Source organism: Rhodococcus sp. G6(2025), assembly GCF_058628105.1.
Genome location: NZ_CP179751.1, coordinates 688,764 through 702,105 on the forward strand (window position 1 = coordinate 688,764; position 13,342 = coordinate 702,105).

15 protein-coding genes are annotated in these 13,342 nt (G+C 64.5%); 2 read left to right on the top strand and 13 right to left on the bottom strand.

What is annotated here, in order from left to right; genetic code table 11:
- The first annotated feature begins 300 nt into the window (after positions 1–300).
- Positions 301–594, top strand: a complete 294-nt coding sequence (locus ACLIVD_RS40155; RefSeq protein ID WP_491933474.1) for a hypothetical protein — start codon at positions 301–303, stop codon at positions 592–594.
- Between the two features lie 208 nt (positions 595–802).
- Entirely contained in the window at positions 803–1,168 is a 366-nt protein-coding gene (locus ACLIVD_RS40160) for a hypothetical protein (protein WP_491933475.1), read from the top strand.
- 194 nt (positions 1,169–1,362) lie between these two features.
- Here the strand turns inward: ACLIVD_RS40160 and ACLIVD_RS40165 are convergent, their stop codons facing one another.
- From ACLIVD_RS40165 to ACLIVD_RS40225, 13 genes are all read right to left on the bottom strand, one after another.
- The gene (locus ACLIVD_RS40165) at positions 1,363–2,130 is read right to left on the bottom strand and encodes an SDR family NAD(P)-dependent oxidoreductase (protein ID WP_418339224.1); all 768 of its coding nucleotides are present in this window, start codon (positions 2,128–2,130) and stop codon (positions 1,363–1,365) included.
- A gap of 318 nt (positions 2,131–2,448) precedes the next feature.
- Positions 2,449–3,207 (bottom strand): SDR family NAD(P)-dependent oxidoreductase, encoded by a 759-nt coding sequence (locus ACLIVD_RS40170; RefSeq protein WP_491933476.1) that lies wholly within the window; start codon positions 3,205–3,207, stop codon positions 2,449–2,451.
- A gap of 26 nt (positions 3,208–3,233) precedes the next feature.
- Positions 3,234–3,728, bottom strand: coding sequence for a nuclear transport factor 2 family protein (locus ACLIVD_RS40175; RefSeq protein WP_283335654.1), 495 nt, complete (start codon positions 3,726–3,728; stop codon positions 3,234–3,236).
- Between the two features lie 216 nt (positions 3,729–3,944).
- The gene (locus ACLIVD_RS40180) at positions 3,945–4,739 is read right to left on the bottom strand and encodes an SDR family oxidoreductase (protein WP_283335653.1); all 795 of its coding nucleotides are present in this window, start codon (positions 4,737–4,739) and stop codon (positions 3,945–3,947) included.
- The gene (locus ACLIVD_RS40185; RefSeq protein WP_491933477.1) at positions 4,736–5,233 is read right to left on the bottom strand and encodes a hypothetical protein; all 498 of its coding nucleotides are present in this window, start codon (positions 5,231–5,233) and stop codon (positions 4,736–4,738) included. Before ACLIVD_RS40185 ends, ACLIVD_RS40180 begins: the two co-directional genes overlap by 4 nt.
- Positions 5,230–6,375 carry a thiolase family protein gene (locus ACLIVD_RS40190; protein ID WP_283335651.1) on the bottom strand — a complete coding sequence of 382 codons (1,146 nt, stop codon included), beginning with the start codon at positions 6,373–6,375 and terminating at the stop codon, positions 5,230–5,232. The genes ACLIVD_RS40185 and ACLIVD_RS40190 overlap by 4 nt, the downstream gene beginning before the upstream one ends.
- Positions 6,372–6,764 carry a Zn-ribbon domain-containing OB-fold protein gene (locus ACLIVD_RS40195; protein WP_491933478.1) on the bottom strand — a complete coding sequence of 131 codons (393 nt, stop codon included), beginning with the start codon at positions 6,762–6,764 and terminating at the stop codon, positions 6,372–6,374. Before ACLIVD_RS40195 ends, ACLIVD_RS40190 begins: the two co-directional genes overlap by 4 nt.
- A 3-nt stretch (positions 6,765–6,767) precedes the next feature.
- Positions 6,768–7,922: an acyl-CoA dehydrogenase family protein gene (locus tag ACLIVD_RS40200; RefSeq protein ID WP_491933479.1), complete on the bottom strand. Its 1,155-nt coding sequence runs from the start codon at positions 7,920–7,922 to the stop codon at positions 6,768–6,770.
- A 17-nt stretch (positions 7,923–7,939) separates the two neighbouring features.
- Positions 7,940–9,622 carry an AMP-binding protein gene (locus ACLIVD_RS40205; RefSeq protein ID WP_172652449.1) on the bottom strand — a complete coding sequence of 561 codons (1,683 nt, stop codon included), beginning with the start codon at positions 9,620–9,622 and terminating at the stop codon, positions 7,940–7,942.
- A complete protein-coding gene (locus ACLIVD_RS40210) occupies positions 9,619–10,554 on the bottom strand; it encodes an SMP-30/gluconolactonase/LRE family protein (protein ID WP_158289224.1) in 936 nt (311 codons plus the stop codon). The genes ACLIVD_RS40205 and ACLIVD_RS40210 overlap by 4 nt, the downstream gene beginning before the upstream one ends.
- The gene (locus ACLIVD_RS40215) at positions 10,554–11,687 is read right to left on the bottom strand and encodes a CaiB/BaiF CoA transferase family protein (protein ID WP_054713541.1); all 1,134 of its coding nucleotides are present in this window, start codon (positions 11,685–11,687) and stop codon (positions 10,554–10,556) included. Before ACLIVD_RS40215 ends, ACLIVD_RS40210 begins: the two co-directional genes overlap by 1 nt.
- A complete protein-coding gene (locus tag ACLIVD_RS40220) occupies positions 11,684–12,088 on the bottom strand; it encodes a Zn-ribbon domain-containing OB-fold protein (RefSeq protein ID WP_054713540.1) in 405 nt (134 codons plus the stop codon). The genes ACLIVD_RS40215 and ACLIVD_RS40220 overlap by 4 nt, the downstream gene beginning before the upstream one ends.
- Complete coding sequence (locus ACLIVD_RS40225; RefSeq protein WP_491933480.1) at positions 12,085–13,263, bottom strand: thiolase family protein; 1,179 nt, start codon at positions 13,261–13,263, stop codon at positions 12,085–12,087. The genes ACLIVD_RS40220 and ACLIVD_RS40225 overlap by 4 nt, the downstream gene beginning before the upstream one ends.
- Positions 13,264–13,342 lie beyond the last annotated feature (79 nt).

The window sequence follows — 13,342 nt, forward strand, 5'->3', positions numbered from 1 at the left end:
AGGCCGCTGACCTGTGAAGATGACACGTCCCTTTCCGCGGGGACCGATTCGCACAGCCCGTTACTGGTGTGAGGGGGTTGCCGTGACGGGCGCGGTCATCGGTCGATTCGGTTCGGGTGCTCGGTACCACCCATGCATGCCGAGGCCGAATACGTCGAGGTTGACCTGTGTCGGGGTGGGGTGCGTCCACGCCTGGGGTGGGTGAACGGGCCCCCTGGGGTTGCTTCAGTTCGGGCGCTGGAGTGGGCAGAGTTGTCTCTGTCACCGACGCACTTCCCCGACATCCTCAGGAGCGAATGAATGATCAACGCCCGCCGAACCTTTACCGCCATCGCCTTCACTGCCTTGACGGTCCTGAGTGCGGCCGGGGCAGCGTCCGTCGCTCAGGCCGAGCCGATCGGCCCGAACGGTCCCACCGGTGGTCCGTGCCCGATCGTGAACACGGACTCGAACGGAAATGAGACGGTGACGTACGGCAAGCCCGGCGACCGCAATGGCGCTCTGGTGTGCGGTGCGGACGGCGAATGGACGGTCGGCAAGACCAAGGCCAACCCCGGGCAGATCCAGATCCAGCCCGGACTCTCCCGCGGGTAACCGACAGCAGCCTCCGCCCTCCCCTCTCGAGGGTGAGTGCCCCGCATCGATGCCGATGCGGGGCACGTCCGGTTCCGGGCCGGTGCGTGTATCCGGTGCTGATCGGTGGCCGGTTCCCTCCCGGGTTGCAACATTGCAATGCCGAATTGTCAGGGGATGGAGTAGTGGGACCGCGACGGATGGGGGAGCCGTGATGTACGACCCGCCGATGACCAACCTGCCGGCCGCGCTGGCGCAGATCGACAAGGTCAACACCCGCCTGGCGCACACCAACATCGTCGAACGGTTCACCTACGTCCTCGACCCCTACACCCACGAGGAGACCAACGCCCTCGGCATCACCACCGCACAGCAGCGGGTGCACCTGACCCTGTCCGCCCCGCAGATCGGGTTCGACGGCTGGGTGTTCGTCGCCCGGCCTCGTCGAGGAGGAAGCCGGTTACGTGAGCTTCTGCGCACCGGGCCAGAACCTGGACGGCTGGAGTCGCCCGGACACCCCGCACTGCGACTACTGCGGCAAGTTCCGCCGCCGCGCCGCTCGATCGTTCCAGGGAATTTCGGATCGAATCCTTAGCGCTGGCTCCGGCTGCGAGACCCAGTAGCTGCGGCGACGGCATTGTCGCGACCGGAACACAGCAGTGACGGCTCCGCTACATGTCCCCGACCACCGGTGTGCATACGCCGCTCGGGCTGAGGGAACCCGAGTCTCTGTACCGTGACCGAGGCCATTGGTCGCTAACGATAGAACTGTCATGTGACCTCATACAGCTAGAGCGACAAACCTCCATCAACGACCAGTTCGGTGCCATTCATGAACGAGCATTCCGAGGATGCGAGAAACAGAACTGCCCGCGCGATCTCGTCGGCCGTGCCACGCCGCCGCAACGGAGTGGCATGGGTGACTGCATCGATTTGCTCGTCTGGCATGACGTCGATCATCGTGGTGCTGATGAATCCGGGCGCAACGGAGTTTACGCGCACCCCATACGGTCCCAGCTCGACCGCAGCGCATTTTGTCATGCCGCGTACCGCCCACTTAGTCGTGGAATAGCCGATCTGATTCGCGTAGCCGCGGTGACCGCCGATGGAGGACAGGTTGATGATCGAGCCCGAGCCCCTTTGCTTCATCTCTGCTGCCACTGTGCGCATTCCGAGGAAGACGCCGAGCTGGTTGACGCGGTAGTGGCGCTCGAAATTCTCTACGCTGGTTTCGCTGATGTCGTGACCCGGATCGAGCACGCCAGCGTTGTTGACCAGAATCGTGACGTCGCCCAAGTCATCGCGGACACGGGAGAGGAGTGTCTCCCAGGACTGTTCGGAGCTGACGTCGTGGGGCAAGTAGTGGCAGCCTAGGTCGGTGGCCAGGTCGCGGCCGTGCTTTTCCGAGCCGCCGGCGATCACGACAGTGGCGCGGGCACCTACAAGCGCTTTGACGATCGCAGCTCCGATGCCGCGGCTGCCCCCGGTGACGATGGCGGTCTCGCCGCCCAGGTTGGGCGCCGAGGCAGTTGTGTCTGTGGACGGACTGGAGTTCATGACATTCCTCCCCATAGGGGTGATCGAGTCGAGGAAGGGTGGCTAGCGCTGTTAGGAGTGCGACCGGTTGCCCTCGGGTGTCGAGATAGCTGGAGTTGGGTTGGCTATGAGTGCGGATGCGCCGTAGCGGGGAGTGCCGCGGCGGTCGGTTGCGTAAGCACTCCAGCGGCCGAGCACGCGGCCTATAGCGAGCGCCGGACCGATGCTGCTGGCGACGACGAATCGGGCGGTGGTTTCTGTGTCATCGAGCTCCGGATCAACAAGTTCTCGGCGACGGACTCGACGTGGCGGCGGCCCGCCCCCTTCCGCACTTGGTCATCATCCGGCGGCGACGCTCATCCCGCAGTCGGCCATGACGATCGATCCCACGAGATACGCTGCTTGTTCCGAGGCCAGAAATGCGATGACTTGCGCGATTTCGCGTGGTTGGGCGGCGCGGCCGATTGGCGTCCCGCTGCCGTGCTCGGCGAGGAAGCCCGATCCGTCTTCGTGTATCTCATCGAGGATGTGGGTGATCACGTCGCCCGACCCGACGGCGTTGACGCGGATTCCGTGTTCGATGACCTCGAGGGACAGTGCTCGAGTCAGCTGGGCGAGTGCGCCTTTCGAGGCTGCGTATGCTGCGATTGTGGGAAAAGCCTGGAAGCACGCGTAGGAACCGACGTTGACAATCGCACCCGACTTCTGCGGCGTCATAGCCCGCACGGCTTCTCGGGAGTGCAGAAATGCGCCCGTGGCGTTGACCGCGAGAATGGAATTCCAGTCGTCGAGTGTCATATCGGCGACGGTTTTGTTGATGATGATCCCGGCGTTGTTGACCAGAATGTCGAGCCCGCCGAATCGCTGCTGGGCGAGCGCAACGGCACGGTGGGCACTGTCCTCGTCGGTGACATCGGCGACCAGAGGGGCGACGCTCGGGCTAGCGAGCGCCTCGACGGCAACGTTGCGGTCCTCAGCGACGACCCGGACCCCGCGCTCTACCAACAATTCTACGGTGGCTCGCCCAATACCGCTGGCTGCGCCTGTGACGATTGCGACTTTGTCACTGAGATCGTTTGTTTGGACGGGAGTAGTCATGTTGATGCCTTTCGTGTTTGGTATGACTAGCGAGGGTCAGGCACCGACAGCGGAGTTGTTTCGCTGCCGTGCGCCGGCGTCCAGCTCTTGATCGGCGTGAAGTAGTGCAGGTCGAAGACACGCTCGACCATGCCCCATTGACCGTCTTGTCGCTCGAATCGGTCGTGGTAGATACCGCCCACCTGTGTAGGGCCCGACTCGATGTTGGTGACGAAGCAATCGAGCGCGGTCGTGGCTGTGGCAGTGTCGCCGTCGATGTCGATCACAGCGTTCGACATCCAATGATGCATCCGCGGGCTCTGGGACCAGAGCTGGTGGGCCGCGCCTACGATCGCATCCACACCTGTGAAGTTGCCGAAGGGTTCGCCGAGCCTCAGCGTGGCGCCTTCGTGCCAGATGCCGCGCAGCGTGTCGATGTCTTGCAGGTCAAAGGCATGGGCGTACTGCGCGATGAGGCGTTCGATGGCACGTTGGCTTTCAAGGCGGTCGATTCGGGCTTCAATGTCAGTAACTTGCGGCATCTTTTCCTCCGTGTCCTCAGGGTCGTTGGATTGCCGTGAACGATCGTGCCGTCGCCAAGACGTAATTGCCGTCAATCTCGTCGAGCATGCAGTGGCGGGTGATCATTCGTCTCGCTTTAGCTGGCCGGGCGTCGTTTATGCGCAGCAGCGAGACGATGTCATCACTCGGGAGACTCGCTGAACACTTCGGCCCTGGCCACTCTCTACCCCGTCTTGTTATGACGAAACGGTGTCTTTCCTCATCGAGCCGCTGATGCTTCGTCCTCCGCATACCGGGATGCTCTGCCCGGTCAGGTAACCGGCGTTGGCGTCGGCGAGGAACGCAACCGTGCGTGCGACATCGATGGGCTGCCCCACTCGACCGACCGGGATGGATTGGCGCACCCGCTCGATGATGTCGTCGGGCATCGAATTCGACATCGGGGTTTCGATGAACCCGGGCGCAATGCAGTTGACGGTGATGCCATCGGTTGCAAGGCTCAGCGAGAGGCTTCTACTCACGCCGGCGATCCCGCCCTTGGAGGCGGCGTAGTTGGTGGAACCGAAGTTGCCCAGCCAGGCGCGCGAGGTCAGCGAGATGATGCGGCCGGTTCCCGAGCTGCGCAGGGCCGGCAATGCGGCGGAAGTGGTGGTCAGCATTCCAATGAGATTGACATCGAGAACCTGCCGGAAGACCGCGGGATCCATCTTCTCGATTCGGGCGTCCTTGAGGATCCCCGCACAGTTCACCAGAACATCGAGCCCACCGAGCCGGGAGACGGTGGCATCGACCGCTGCTTGCACGGATTCCCGGTCGGCGAGGTCCGCGGCGAAGACGGAAACAGCGACACCGGTGGTCTCGGTGATGTCCTCCGCCACTGCTTGCAGTGCGCTTTCGGAGATGTCGGAGAGGCCGATGCTGTATCCGAGTCCGGCCAAGTGTTCGGCGATGCCTCGCCCGATACCACCGGCAGCACCGGTGATGAAGGCGACGCGAGGCCGTTCTGCAACTCTCTGGTCGTCGGAGCTCATGGGTGCAGCCTTCCGAGGTCGGTGCCGTTGGCGGCGTAGATTTCTTGACCGGTCACCGCAGCGGCATGCTCGGCGGTGAGCGCCGCGATCAGCTCGGTAACGGCTGGTTCGTTGGGATCGGTGTCGTAGAAGACTGCGTTCGCGGCGCCGCCGTGCCGCTGCAGCTCGATTGCGACAGACCGGACGAAGCTGATCAGAGCCCCGGTTACCGCGCAGTCCAACGGCCTGAGTGGGTCTCCCAGTGCCGCCGTCGCCGGGGCAAGGACGATCACCCGGCCGCGATGGCGCGCTTCGGTGATGGCCGTCCAGTGATGCTGAACGGCGGAAAAGGCCGCCATCAGCGGATGTGCCACCGCCTGCTCGAGGTCCGCGGTATCGAGCGTCTGGCCACTTTCTGTGCCGCGGTAGACGAGCACCACGACCGCGGAAGCTGGTACGTCGGCGGCATGGGTGGTGTCGGCGAGATCGAACGTGGTGAACGTCGAGGTGGTCATCGCGTCACCAGCAGTACCGTGACAGAGCCGCCGTCGGTGCCGCTGACGGTGCCGCCCTTGCAGTATGCAAGCCCGATATTCGCGTCGTCGACCTGCCGTTGACCGGCCCGGTCAGTGAGTTGCCAGGTGAGCTCGCAGATTTGCGCGACACCGGTGGCACCGACCGGGTGTCCACGACTGAGGAGGCCACCGCTTGCGTTGACGGGGAGTTTGCCTCCGATCGAGGTGTTACCGTTCTCGGCCCACCGCCCGCCCTCGCCGACGGGGACGACACCGAGGCCTTCCAGGCGGACGATCTCGGCGATCGTGAAGCAGTCGTGCATTTCTACCAGGTCGATGTCTTCGGGCCCGTATCCGGTTATGTCCCAGGCCTGTTCGCCCGCGCGGCGTGAGACGTCCTCGTCGTTGAGGTTGGTGTCGGCAGTGACGATCTTGCCGCTGACCAGCGCGCAGCCGGCGATGCGCGGAGCTGATGATCGCCCGAGTTTGGCGAGTCCGGCAGCACTGCACAGCACTACCGCGGCGGCACCGTCGCTGATGGGACTGCAATCGAGCAGTCCCAGGGGATCGGCGATGGTTCGGGCGTCGACAACTTCCTGCAAACTGATCGGCCGCTGGTATTGAGCGAATGGGTTGTGCACCGAGTGTGCGTGATTTTTCACGGCCACCGCGGCAATCTGTTCGCGGGTGGCACCGTGGTCGGACATGTACCGCCGAGCGCTCATCCCGTGATTGGCGGCCATGACAAGGCCGTTGATGGCATCGAGGTCCGTGGGGTCGGGCATGACCCCACCGGAGACACGGTCGGTCATCTTCTCCGCACCGATGACCAGCACGATGTCGTACAGGCCGGCCTTGATTGCGATCCAGGCTTCGCGGATCGCGGTGGCACCGCTGGCGCAGTAGTTTTCGTGGTTGGAGACGGGAAGGCCGCCGAGGCCCATTTGCGCCGCGACGCGTTGACCGGCGACCGGACCGCCGAAGACATGTCCGACGTAGACGGATTCGATGTCCTTGGTGGTCACGCCCGCGTCGGACATCGCTTCGCGTGCGGCGCCGACCGCAAGTTTCTCGAAGGTGACGTCGACGGGGTACTTGCCGAATCGCACCATGCCGGCGCCGGCGATGTAGGTCTCGCTCATCGGTTCTCCTCGGTGCCCCGGAAGCGGTACCACCACAGTGGTTCTCCGGAGGAATCGGTCTTCAATGTGAACAACTCGACGGCTACTTCGTCGTCGATCTCGACGGCACCTGTCGCCGCGCCCAGCAGTCGGACACCGTCGTCGAGGTCGACGGTCACCAGGGTGTACGGCGTCTGCAATGGGGGCGGGGCTTGGTGCACGACGGTCCAACTGACGATTCGACCTCGGCCGGCCAGGATGACGTTGTCGACGGCGTCAGACCCGCAATGGGGGCACAGTGGCCGCTCCGGGAAGGAGCGTCGGCTGCACACTCGGCAGGCGATACCCTTGATGCCCTGCGGCTCCAAACTGACGACATCACTTCTCAGTGGTGAACCTGTGGAAGTCATGGTCTACATTCCGCCTCTCTGAACTAGCTGCGCTGCAATGACGTTCTTCTGGATTTCGTTGGTGCCCTCACCGACGATCATCAGGGGGGCGTCGCGGAAGTACCGCTCGATGTCGTACTCGGTCGAGTAGCCGTATCCGCCGTGGATGCGCAGCGCGGACAATGCGATCTCCATCGCTGTCTCGGAGGCGAACAACTTCGCCATTCCCGCCTCCATGTCACAGCGGAGCCCGGCGTCGAATCGACTGGCCGCGAACAGGGTCAGCTGACGTGCGGCGGTGAGTTTGGTTGCCATGTCGGCGAGTTGGTGACCGATGGCTTGATGCTTCCAGATCGGCTTGCCGAATGACTGTCGATCCTGTGCGTAGTGCAGTGCGTCTTCGAGCGCGGCGCGGCCGACACCGAGGGCGCGGGAGGCGACCTGGATGCGACCGGTCTCGAGGCCCTTCATCATTTGGGCGAAACCGTGTCCCTCGGCGCCGCCGAGTACCGCCGACGAGGGAACTCGGAAGTTGTCGAAGGAGATCTCGCAGGTCTCCACACCCTTGTATCCGAGCTTGGGGAGATCACGCGAGACGGTCAGACCGGGGCCGTGCTCGACGAGCAGGATGGAGATGCCCTTGTGCTTCGGGGTGGCCTGGGGGTCGGTCTTGCAGAGCAGGGCGATGAGCCCGGACCGGCGTGCATTGCTGATCCAGGTCTTCGAACCGTTGACGAGGTAGTCGTGCCCGTCGAGGCGTGCATGGGTACGCATCGCCTGGAGGTCGGAGCCGCCGCCGGGCTCGGTCAGGGCCATGGTCGCGCGCAGTTCGCCGGTGGCCATCCGCGGAAGGTAGGTGGCCTTCTGCTCGGCGGTTCCGAAGGTGGTGAGCAGCTTCGCGACGACGGTATGACCGCCCATCGCGCCGGCCAAGCTCATCCAGCCGCGCGAGAGTTCCTCGGTGACCCGGACATAGCACGGCATCGAGACCGGGGCGCCCCCGAATTCTTCGGGAACGGCCAGCCCGTAGATGCCGATTTCCTTCATCTGTTCGATGAATTTCTCGGGGTACTCGTTCTGGTGTTCCATCTCGTTCACGACAGGCTTCACATCGCGGTCGATGAAGTCACGGACAGTCTGGATGAGGAGTTGTTCTTCCTCGGGGAGGTCGAAATTCACGTGAGAGTCCATCCGTGTCAGTGGTCGGCGAGCGGAGTGGGAACCGACGGGGTGGGCATCCCGGTGGCGTCGAGCCCGAGTTCGATGAGCGCACGTTCGCGTAGCCGGGCCTTGGGTACCTTGCCGCTGGCGACCCGCGGGAAGCCGGCGCTGGTTCCGTAGATCACATGGTGCGGGGCTTTGTATTTGGCGGCCTTGCTGCGGACGTGGTCCTGGATCCGGGTGAGGGTGACGTCGTCGCGGTCGGCGTCGACGAAGACGACGATCGCCTCACCGCGGACGATGTCGGGGATGCCTACGGCATGCACTTCACGGACGCCGGCGATCTCCCCGACCAGTAGCTCTACTTCGAGGGGGCTGACGTTGATGCCGCCGGGTTTCATCATCTCCGAGAGTCGGGAGTGGAAGTGCAGGTACCCGTGCTCGTCCAGGTATCCGAGGTCGCCGGTGCGGAAGAAGCCGTCGGTTGTCATGACCTCGCGATTGCGGTCGGGATCCTTGTAGTACCCGCGCATGACGTGTCCGCGGATCAGGATCTGTCCGATTTCACCGGCCGGTAGCGGGTCGTCGGTTTCCGGGTCGGCGATGCGGATGTCCCAGTCGGGGAGGGGGCGGCCGATGGTGCCCTCGGCCCGCTCGACGGGGTCGTGGGCATCGGTCAGCGCGCACAACCCGTAGGACTCGGTCAATCCGTAGATGCTGGTACCCAGGGTCAGGCCGAGTTCGGCACGGGCGAGTTGGCGGTCGGCTTTGCTCAGGCCGAGGACACCCTTGCGAAGGCTGAGTTGGCGGCGAGCGCGGTCGGGATGGTCGACGAGGCTTCGGGTCATGTTGCCCAGTCCGTAGTAGGCGGTGCAGCGTTCACGTTCGAGCAGTTCGAGGGCTCTGCCGGGTTCGTACACCTCCATGAGAACCACGCACGCGCCGTGGGTCCAGGTCGCGCCGAGGGCCTGGACGACGCCGAGTCCGTAGAACAGCGGCGTCGCGAGAAAGGACCGGTCCTGCTCGTCGAGCGCCTGCCGTTCGCCGATGTTGAAGGTATTAACGATGGCGTGGTGGTGTTCGAGCGCGACACACTTCGGTCGGGCCGTGCTGCCACTGGTGTAGATGAGGTACACGAGGTCGTCCGGTTCGACAGCGGCTTCGGCTCCGGCCAGTACCCCATCGCTGATCTGTTCTCCGCGCCCGAGGAACTGGTGTAGCGGTACCGCAGCCGGGAGGCGGTGCTCTCCGAGCTCGACGACCTGGCGCAACGCCGGCAATGCTGTGTCGTGGAGTACGCCGTCGGTGCCGGGTTCCTTGGTGGACGCCGCGACGGTGCCCGCGACGATGGGCACATAGTCCGTGCCGCGCAGCCGGTCGAAGAACAGCAGGGCTTTCACATCGCCGTGGTCGAGCGCGTACGAGAGCTCATCGGTCTTGTACCAGGTGTTGATCGGCACGACGGCGGCGCCTATCCGGGCCCCGGCCATCGCGGTGTACAGCCATTCGGGTCGGTTACCTGCCAAGATGGCGATCGAGTCACCGCGGCCGATCCCTATGGCTAGCAGTGCCTTCGACCATCGGCTGACCTCGTGATCGAGCTCGGCGAAGGTGACATCGGTGCCTTCGAAAGAGATCGCGGCGCGGGTGGGGAAGCGGTCGGCCATTTCGTGCAGCAATGCCCCCCAGGTGTGTGCGGTAGGAGCTGATGCGGTCATTGGGGTTCCTCGGGTTGTGCAGGCGATGAGACGATTGGGTCAGCTGCAGGCGGGGTGGGTAAGCCGGGGATTTCGACGGGAAAGGCGAGTACGCGCCCGCCCTTGGCGACGGTGACAATGAGACGGTCGAGCGCGTCGCCGGCGAAGCAGACGCTGGTGGGCATCGTTCCTTCACCGATCGCCAACTGCTCGCGCATCTGCCCGGCCGGGTCGAAGTAGGTGACGGTTCCCGATTTACTGCCCGCCACCCACAGCCCGCCCTGCGCGTCGATGGTGATGCCGTCGGGGGTTGGGACGGTGATCTCCGGGAAGTCATGATCGACGGTCGCGGTCGATGCTGTGACCAGGTAGCGGCGTACCCGGTTTCGGGCGGTCTCGGCGACGTACAGGTGTTCCGGGTAGGGCCCGAACGCGATGCCATTGGGGAAGAAGACGTCGTCGAGAACGACCGTTGCGTGATCGGCCGCGGGATCGTATCTCCAGACGCGACCTGGCAGGGCCGCGTCGCCGAAGCCGTGTCCGTTCGGGTCGGTGAACCAGAGGGCGCCGTCCGGCCCGAACGTGCAGTCCGACGGGGCGTCTACTGTTCCGCTGAAGAGGGTGCTCGGCGTGGTGGAAGCACGGTAGTCCCAGACTTGGATGGACGGAGAGACCGGCAGCTGTGATCGGGTAGGCATCACGTCGCCACCATTCTGGGTGATCCACAGTTGCCCGTCGTAGCCGAGCGTCATGCCGTTCGGTCCGCCACCAGTTTCGGCGGCCGCCACAGCCGGGCGACCGTCGAGGAAGCCCTCGTACAGCGCGCCGCGGCTGACACTCGTGACGAACAATCGGCCGTCGGTGGTCCACACCGGTCCCTCGGTAAAGCCGATGTTCTCGGCGAGGGTCAGGCCGTTGTCGACCGTTCTGGTGGTGATCGAGGGTGCCGCCATCAGTGCTGTCCTGTTCTGGTCGTCGCCGCCGTCGCGCAGATGGTCGAGGCCCACTGCGTCATCAAGGTCTCTGCGGGCTTGCTCTCGCCGCCGTTGGCGGCGCCCGGTGTTCTGCTGTATCGGGGAGCGGGCGCCGGTTCGACGCAATCCTCCCGGAGGAGGGTGCCCCGGGACTGCATGTGCGGGTCGGTCACCGCCTCGTCGAGCGTGAGGACGGGGGATACGCACGCGTCGAGTTCGGTGAAGACCACCGTCCATTCTTCGCGGGTTCTCGTCCGGAAGATACTCGCGAACCGATCCTTCATGGCCGGCCACTGCGCCCGGTCCTGTTGTGCCGGCAGGTCGGCGTCGGCGAGTCCGAGACCGCGGAGCAGCCGCTGGTAGAACTGCGGCTCGATACTGCCCACGGCCATGAAAGCGTCGTCCGCGGTTCGGTAGACGTTGTAGAAGTGCGAACCGCTGTCGATGCTATTCGTGCCGGGTTCGCTCGACCAGTTCCCGGTGGACTTCCGATTCCAGATACCGCTCATCAGCAAGCTGGTTCCGTCGATCATCGCGGCGTCGACGACCTGACCGACATTGCTCGTCACGCGCTCGTAGAGCGCGGCGAGTATTCCTGTGACCAGGAGCATTCCGCCGCCGCCGTAATCACCGACGAGGTTGAGCGGCGGAACGGGAACTTCCCCTTGGCGGGTGATGGACCGGAGGGCACCGGTCAGCGCGAGATAGTTGATATCGTGCCCAGCGGTATTCGCGAGCGGTCCCTCCTGCCCCCAGCCGGTCATTCTGGCGTAGATCAATGCAGGATTTCGTCCTAGACAGATGTCAGGCCCCAGGCCAAGACGTTCCATCACACCCGGCCGGAATCCTTCGATGAGCACGTCGGCGTGTCCGATGGCATCGAGAGCACGGTCGCGTTCGTGTGGGTCCTTCAAATCGAGACTCAGTTCGCCGGCCCGGCCTCGACCGAGGATGCCGACGTCGTGTGTGTTCTGGCCGGGCCGGTTGATGCGCAGAACTTCCGCGCCGGCGTCGGCGAGCATCATCGCGGCGAACGGTGCCGACCCGAGCGCGGCGATCTCGACCACGCGCAGTCCACGGAGCGGGCCGCGAGAGGGGGCTGTGTGGGTCATGTGCCTTCCTTGTCGGCTGGGACGAAGATCAGGTGTGACTCTCCGTCGTCGGTGGTGGTGAATTCGGCGCGGACTCGCTGCCCGATCCGGAGCGAGGTGGACGTTGGCACTCCGGCGAGGTTTCCGTAAATCTTGGCGCCCTCGTCGAGTTCGATGACTGCGACGACGTACGGGCTCGGCAGATGGAAACCGGTCAGGTAGGTCTTGTGGAAGGTTGCATACGTCCACAACTGTCCCTCGCCGCTCACCCGGTTCCACCAGGGGATCTCCGTGCTTCCGCATCGAGTGCAGACCGCTTTCGGGGGGAACTGCTGGGTTCCGCAGGCCGCGCATGCGCTGATCAACAGCTCGCGGCGGGCCAGTCCCTCGAGGTGGGCGGTCAACAGATAGCGGGGGTTCATGCCTGCGCTCCGTACACGACTGAGGTCACTACGGGAGCGGCGCACAGGTATTGGGCGATGGTCGCATCCTGTACCTGGCGGTCTCCGCAGGTTCTCCTCAGCTGGCGGACGGCCTCGACGTTCAACCCCCACCCTTGCATGTAGCTTTCCGACAGATGACCGCCGGAGGTGTTGATCGGCAGCTCACCGCGCAGCCCGATTCGGCCGTCCTGGATCCATGCTCCGGACTCGCCGGGTGCACAGAATCCGAGGCCCTCCAGGGTGAAAAGCACATTGGGGCTGAAGTTGTCGTAGGCCATCAGGACGTCGACGTCGGCCCGGCTGCAATCGGCCATTGTGTACGCCTGCTGCCCTGCGGTGGCGATCGCCTCGCGCCAGAAGTCGTCCGGGGGGAAATCGGAGTTGCGTAGCTGCCCTTGTTGTCCGAACCCCAGGACATGCACGGGCGGTTGAGCGCAGTCGCGGGCCCGGTCCGCCGAGGTGAGGATCATGGCCACCCCGCCGTCGTTGATCAGGCAGTAGTCGTAGATCTTCAACGGTTCGACGATGAATCGGGACTCGAGGTAGATCTCGCGTGAGATGGGATCTGTGAACACGGCGTGGGGATTCAGCGATGCGTGGTCTCGCAGGGTGACCGCGACCTGCGCCAGCTGTTCGGCGGTGGTGCCGTACTGCGCACAGTGCCGCTGGAACATCATCGCGTAAAAGGCTCCGGGCGAGGTCATCCCGTACGGCAAGGTCAGCGCCGGATTGGTGCCGTATCCCTCGGCGGCCGCGCTGGCGCTCGCGCCGCCGCCTCCATAGGTGTGCCCACCCGAGCGCCCATTGTTGCCGTACACCAGCGCGATGGTGGAGGCCATCCCGGTCGTTATGGCCAGTACCGCCATCTGGATGGCGATGCCGGTCATGCGTCCCTCTGCCGGCAGCTGCGCCGTCCAGCGTGGCTCGATTCCCATCCGCGAGGCCACCGTCTCGTAACTGCTCACCCGGTTCACGATCAACCCGTCGAGGTCGCGCGCGGTTAATCCGGCATCGTCGAGTGCGGCCTCGAGGGCGGCCAAGCCCAAATCGTCGGCGGAGGAACCCGTGAGATTGCCGAATTCGGTCGTGCCGACCCCGACCACCGCGGTGGCCGCGCGAAGTGCGGCGCGATATGGGCGACGGTGTACCTGCACTGAAACTCCAAATTGGATAACTGATACGTACGGACAACTTTTACTGTGCCATGTTCAGCAGTGCTTTAGCAAGGGAAGG

Bases quoted from the DNA above. Each gene is read 5' to 3' on its own strand.
- ACLIVD_RS40155 (WP_491933474.1), top strand. From the start codon at position 301: ATGATCAACGCCCGCCGAACCTTTACCGCCATCGCCTTCACTGCCTTG.
- ACLIVD_RS40160 (WP_491933475.1), top strand. From the start codon at position 803: ATGACCAACCTGCCGGCCGCGCTGGCGCAGATCGACAAGGTCAACACC.
- ACLIVD_RS40165 (WP_418339224.1), bottom strand. From the start codon at position 2,130: ATGAACTCCAGTCCGTCCACAGACACAACTGCCTCGGCGCCCAACCTG.
- ACLIVD_RS40170 (WP_491933476.1), bottom strand. From the start codon at position 3,207: ATGACTACTCCCGTCCAAACAAACGATCTCAGTGACAAAGTCGCAATC.
- ACLIVD_RS40175 (WP_283335654.1), bottom strand. From the start codon at position 3,728: ATGCCGCAAGTTACTGACATTGAAGCCCGAATCGACCGCCTTGAAAGC.
- ACLIVD_RS40180 (WP_283335653.1), bottom strand. From the start codon at position 4,739: ATGAGCTCCGACGACCAGAGAGTTGCAGAACGGCCTCGCGTCGCCTTC.
- ACLIVD_RS40185 (WP_491933477.1), bottom strand. From the start codon at position 5,233: ATGACCACCTCGACGTTCACCACGTTCGATCTCGCCGACACCACCCAT.
- ACLIVD_RS40190 (WP_283335651.1), bottom strand. From the start codon at position 6,375: ATGAGCGAGACCTACATCGCCGGCGCCGGCATGGTGCGATTCGGCAAG.
- ACLIVD_RS40195 (WP_491933478.1), bottom strand. From the start codon at position 6,764: ATGACTTCCACAGGTTCACCACTGAGAAGTGATGTCGTCAGTTTGGAG.
- ACLIVD_RS40205 (WP_172652449.1), bottom strand. From the start codon at position 9,622: ATGACCGCATCAGCTCCTACCGCACACACCTGGGGGGCATTGCTGCAC.
- ACLIVD_RS40210 (WP_158289224.1), bottom strand. From the start codon at position 10,554: ATGGCGGCACCCTCGATCACCACCAGAACGGTCGACAACGGCCTGACC.
- ACLIVD_RS40215 (WP_054713541.1), bottom strand. From the start codon at position 11,687: ATGACCCACACAGCCCCCTCTCGCGGCCCGCTCCGTGGACTGCGCGTG.
- ACLIVD_RS40220 (WP_054713540.1), bottom strand. From the start codon at position 12,088: ATGAACCCCCGCTATCTGTTGACCGCCCACCTCGAGGGACTGGCCCGC.